Source organism: Calidithermus terrae, from assembly GCF_003574345.1.
Lineage (GTDB): Bacteria > Deinococcota > Deinococci > Deinococcales > Thermaceae > Calidithermus > Calidithermus chliarophilus.
In genome coordinates, this window is the sequence record NZ_QXDL01000257.1 from 1 (window position 1) to 5,010 (window position 5,010).

A 5,010-nucleotide genomic window follows, 5' to 3' on the forward strand; every position below is an offset into this window, starting at 1 on the left:
GGGCGGGGGGGAGCTCGAGGCGGGCGGGCTCGTTGCCGTTGTTGAACACCGCCAGGACCTCGCCGTCGCCGGGCTCGCCGCGCAGGAAGGCCATGACGGGGCCGTCGCCCTTGAGGGTGCGGAAGACGGGGCTGGTGAGGGCGGGGAGCTCCTTGCGCAGCAGGGCGAGCTGCTTGAAGTGGGCCTGGAGGTCGGGCTTGCAGCGCTCCCACTGGACGGGGTAGCGGTGGAGGTCGTAGGGGGGGCTGCTGGGCATCTCGCCGCCGAAGCCGCACTCGTCGCCCTGGAAGAAGACCGGCACGCCTGGCAGGGCGTAGAGCACCGCCGCCGCCAGCCGGACGCGGCCGAGCGCGTCGGCGGAGGGGGTGTCGCGCAGGCCCCCGCCGCCCAGGTCGGTGAGGACGCGAACCGTGTCGTGCGAGCCGATGAGGTTGAAGCTCATGGCCGCCACGGCCTCGGCGTAGGTGCCGTAGACGCGGGCGAGTTCGGGCAGCATGCGGCCGCCGCTGAAGAGGGCCCCGCCCCGGGCGTAGCGCAGCACCACCTCGCGGCCCACGGCGTAGTTCATCAGGGAGTCGAACTGGTCGCCCTGGAGCCAGCTCGAGTCGCGCTCCCAGATCTCGGCCACCAGGTAGGCGTCGGGCTTGACCGAGCGGGCCGCGCGGCGCAGCTCGGTGTAGAAAGCCTCGCGGTTGACGACGCCCTGGGGGTGGTCCACGCGCAGGCCGTCGAAGCCGAATCGCAGCCAGTACTTCACGACCTCGAGCAAGTAGCGCTGCACCCCGGGGTTGGCGGTGTTGAGCTTGGGCAGGCTGCCGAAACCGCCGTAGGTGTCGTAGGCGGTGGCGTCGCCGGGCACCAGGGGCCACTTCTTGATGAAGTACCAGCCCCAGTAGGGCGAGCTGCGGCCCCGCTTGACCACGTCTTGGAAGGCGAAGAAGCCCAATCCCGTGTGGTTGGGCACGAAGTCGAAGATCACCCGGATGCCGCGCTTGTGGGCCTCGTCGAGGGCCTTCTTCAGCAGCGCCTTGTCGCCGAACTTGGGCGAGACCTCGAGATAGGAATGCGTGTCGTAGCCGTGGGCCGAGCCGGAGGTGAAGAGGGGGTTGAAGTAGATGAGGCTCACGCCCTGCTCCTGCAGGTAGGGCAGCTTCTGGATGAAGCCCGCCAGGTCGCCGCCGTAGTACTGGTGGCAGCAGTGGTCGCCCGCCGGGGGGTCACTCCACTTGGAGACGAAGGGCTTGGGGGCGCCGGGGTCCTTGTTCCAGGCCTGGTTGAAGTTGTACTCGTCGGTGGCGAGGGCCTTCTCGTCGTTGGCGGGGTCGCCGTTGGCGAAACGGTCGAGGAAGACCTGGTAGCCCACCCGGCTGCTCACCCAGTCGAGCGCCGTGAAGGGCTGCTGGGGCGGGCGGAAGGGGCCGAAGCTCTGCTCCTGGCCGCCGGAGCCCACCACCCGGATGCGGTACTCGCCCGGCGAGGGCGGGACGGCCGCCCGCCACAGCTCTATGCCCGCGTAGGCCAGTTGCCGGTGCATGGGGTAGCGTTCGGCGGCCTCGAGGTAGGCCTCCTTCACCGCGCCCTCGCGCGCCTCGAAGCGCACCGAGAGCTTGCCCGCCGCCTGCGAGACGTAGCGCACCGCCCCCGGGTCGTGCTCGAAGCCCAGCGCCTCCGCCTCGTCCTCGGCGGGCTGGTCGGCCTGGGGCCGCACCTCGCGGAAGGCGTTGAGGCCGCCCTGCCCGTCGTCCACGCAGCCCTGGGCCTCGGCGTCCACCTGCGGGGTGCCGAAGGTGGGGTCGTCGCACATGTTCTTCGGCCACTGCCCGTTGATGAAGAACTTGTACTGCACGACCCCGGGCTCGAGCTCCACGCTCAGGCTCCAGGTGCCGTTGTCCTGCTTGTTCATCGGCAGCTCGGCCCAGTTGTTGAAGCTGCCCCGCAGGCTCACCGAGCGCACCTCGAGGCCCGCCGGGGGGTCGTAGGTGAAGGTGACCGGGACTTTGGCCGCGCTGGCGAGGGCCAGCAGGGCCACCAGCAGCAGGGCCAACCGCCGCGTCAAGGCGTTCATGCGCGCCATTATCGCTCAACCTCCCGCGCTCATGGTCCGGGTTCGATGAAGACCGCCGCCGTGCGGCCCGGCACCCGGAACACCCCGTCGCGGTAGCTCGAGGCCTTGGTCAGGGGGTCCACCGAGTTCTGCTGCACGGGGTGCAGCCGCCAGGCCCCGCGCAGGGCGGGGTCGTTGACCTGGGCCTCGCCGGGGGCGGCGTTGAACACCACCAGCACCCGCTTGTTGACCGGGTCGAGGGCCGGGGAGCCCGAGTTCAGCAGCATCACGACGAGGCCGGGGGTCTGGTTGGGGCCCTCGGGGAAGGATAAGCGCTCGTGCACGTCGCGGGCGGTGCGCAGGCGGAACAGCGGCGAGGACTTGCGGACGCGCAGCAGCTCCTGGAAGTAGGCGGCGGCGTTCTGGACGTCCTGCGCCTTGACCACGAAGGCGGGGTTGGCCAGCAGCGGCCCCAGGTAGGGGTAACGCTCGCGGTTGTCGCCCTCCATCGGCAGGCCGATGCCCCAGTTGTGGGTCTGGTAGCTCCAGTCGATGCGGTTGAACCAGTCGCCGGAGTTGTAGGAGTTGCGGTCGCCCGACTTCGAGCGCAGCAGGTCGTCGCCGGCCTGGAAGAAGGGGATCCCCTGGCTGAACATCACGGTAGCCAGGCCCAGGTTGTGCATGCGGATGCGGTCGGCCAGCGAGGCGTCGGCGGGGGCCTTGTACATCACCGCGTCGAAGAGGGTCTCGTTGTCGTGCTTGGAGACGTAGTTCATGCACTCCTGGGGGTCGGCGGTGTAGCCCGCGGGTTGCCCGTTGTAGTCCACCTGGCCGCCGGTGAGGCCGGGGCCTATGCGGTAGTCCTTGAGGCAGCCCGCCAGCCCCGAGCGGATCCACTGGGTCTGGGCCAAGAGCTTCTGGCGCTGGGCCTGGGGCGCGAGCTGGGTGAAGGCGCTGGGGGCGGTGAAGAGCCCGCTGATGAAGCCCTGCTCCCGCGGGTCGCCGAAGGGCCCGCCCCCGCGCACTGCGTCGCGCAGGCGGTCGGAGTAGGTGGCGATGCCGGTCCCGGCCAGGTTGGCCTGGGTGGCGTTGACGCCCCTGGCATTATTGGCGACCTCCCCGAAGTTCCAGCCCTCGCCGTAGACCACGATCTTCTTGCCGTCCACGCCGTCTTTCTCGAGCGTCAGCTCGTCGAGGGCCTTGCGCACGGCCTCCATGTTGGCCTTCATGTGGTGGCCCATCAGGTCGAAGCGGAAGCCGTCCACCTTGTAGGCTTTGGCCCACAGCACCACCGAGTCCACCATCAGCTTCTCCATCATGCGGTGCTCGGTGGCGGTGTTCTGGCAGCAGGTGGAGGTCTCGACCAGCCCGTCCTTGTTGAGGCGGTGGTAGTAGCCGGGCACCACGCGGTCGAGCACCGACTTCTCGGCCTGCCCCGAGGCGTTGGTGTGGTTGTAGACCACGTCCACCACCACCCGCAGCCCGATGCCGTTGAGCGCGGCGACCATCTGGCGGAACTCGAGGGTGCGCCCCGCCCCCTCGGGGTCGGTGGCGTAGGAGCCCTCGGGGGTGTTGAAGTGCCAGGGGTCGTAGCCCCAGTTGTAGCCGTCCTCGTCGCGGATGGCGCCGATGGCCTTCTGCTGCTCGGCGGAGTCGCGGGGGAAGCGCGAGAGGTCGCCGGGGTTCTTCCACTTCGACTTGTCCTCGTCGATGGTGGCGATGTCCATCACCGGCAGCAGGTGCAGGTGGGTGAGGCCCGCGCCGGCCAGGGCCTTCAGGTGCTTCATGCCGTTGGAAGTGGGCACGGTGAAGGCCCGGAAGGTGCCCCGCAGGTTCTCGGGCACGGTGTTGTCGAAGACGCTGAAGTCGCGCACGTGCAGCTCGTAGACCACCACGTCCTCGAAGGCCTCCAGGGGCGGCTTCTTCAGGCTGTCCCAGCCCTGGGGCTTGAGGTTGGCGTCGGAAAGGTCGGCGATCTGGCTGCGGCGGGAGTTGGTGGACAGCGCCAGCGAGTAGGGGTCGGTGACGAGGTTCTTCTCGAACTTGCCCGTGGAGTTCACCCAGACGTCCACCTCGTAGAGGTAGAAGCGGTTCTTCCACGAGGCGTCGCCGCGGATGCTCCACACGCCCTTCTCCTCGGCCATCTCGAGCACCCTCCCCTCTCCCCCGCTGCCGCGCTCGAAGAGGTGCAGCCTGACCGAGCGGGCGGTGGGCGCCCAGACGCGCAGCGTGGGCCTGCCGCCCTCCCAGCTCACCCCCAGCGGGCCGCTATAGAAAAACAGCTCGTCGAGCACGCCGGGGATCTGCAAGGAGGTGGCGTCGGTGAGCTTGCCGTCCTTGTCGAAGGCGGCCACGGCGGTCTGGGTCTTGAGGAAGCCGGGGACCTTCTCGAGCTCGTCCTGCGGCAAGCGGAAGGCCTTGTAGGCGGCGAGGTGCGGGAAGCGGGCCTTGAGGGGTTGGGGCAGCTCGGCGGGCTGGAGCTCGAGGGCGAAGCCCCCGCTCAGGCCGTCGCGCCCCAGCTTCATGCGCCCGAAGGGGCTGTAGAAGAACCGCACGCTGCCGCCCGCGGGAACCTCGGCGTTCCAGGCGATGAGGTCGCGGGCGAGCCAGTGGGCCTGGGCCTTGGCTAAGTCGCCCTTGGGCAGCGCGGTGACGTCAGGCTTCTGGCTGTAGATCTGGGCCGAGCCCGAGATCACCCACACCTCGCGGCCCATGGTCTCGATCAGCAGGAACATGTCGGGGCCGGGGTCCTTCTCGTCGCCCTTGTGCACGATGAAGCCCACCTTCTTCGCCCCCTCCTTGAGCCGGAAGTCCCAGTAGGCGCCGAACTCGTCGGTGCCGGTCTGGGGGAAGGGCTTGGTCCACTCGACGGCCTCGAGGGTGTCCTCCCACAGGTGCAGCCCCCAGCCCTCGTAGTTACCGTCGGGGCGGTGGTAGTGGACGCGGGCGTAGCCCTCCCTGAGGGG

2 protein-coding genes are annotated in these 5,010 nt (G+C 69.4%); both read right to left on the reverse strand.

What is annotated here, in order from left to right:
* A partial coding sequence (locus tag Mterra_RS18755; protein ID WP_119316525.1) for an alpha-amylase family glycosyl hydrolase occupies positions 1-2,065 on the reverse strand: 2,065 nt, incomplete at its 3' end.
* Between the two features lie 29 nt (positions 2,066-2,094).
* The coding region (pulA, locus tag Mterra_RS18760; RefSeq protein WP_119316526.1) for a pullulanase-type alpha-1,6-glucosidase at positions 2,095-5,010 on the reverse strand (2,916 nt) is incomplete at its 5' end.